The sequence below is a fragment of the Microbacterium sp. K35 genome (assembly GCF_004794375.1).
GTDB lineage: Bacteria > Actinomycetota > Actinomycetes > Actinomycetales > Microbacteriaceae > Microbacterium > Microbacterium sufflavum.
The window spans coordinates 1-368 of sequence record NZ_SSDM01000217.1 but is presented as its reverse complement, the minus strand read 5'-3'; the positions used below and the strand labels follow the sequence as shown (position 1 = coordinate 368).

The following is a 368-nucleotide window of genomic DNA, read 5'->3' as shown; positions in this document are numbered from 1 at the left end:
GGCGATGTGGTGCTCGCGCTTGTCGCCCGTGACCCACGCCTCGATGAACGGATAGAACAGCACGGTGAGGATGAACAGCCCCATCACGGCCACCGGCACGATGATGCCGAACGACCAGGTGCGGTCGAACAGCACCACGTCCCAGTTCGGCGGGGCGAGGCGCAGCGCACCGTCCGCGAAGCCGATGTACCAGTCCGGCTGCGTGCCCGCCGAGATGGGCGAGGGGTCGTACGGCCCGTACACCCAGAACGGCAGGATCTGGAAGAAGGTGCCCAGCAGCGCGATCACGCCGAACACGAGGAAGAAGAACCCGCCCATCTTCGCCGCGTAGACCGGCATGATCGGGTAGCCCACGACGTTGTCGTTCG

Annotated in this window: 1 pseudogene; it reads right to left on the bottom strand. The window is 66.0% G+C overall.

Features of this window, described 5'->3' with window-relative positions:
* Window positions 1-368 (bottom strand): annotated as a pseudogene (locus tag DW299_RS08090) (cytochrome b); the annotation flags it as partial.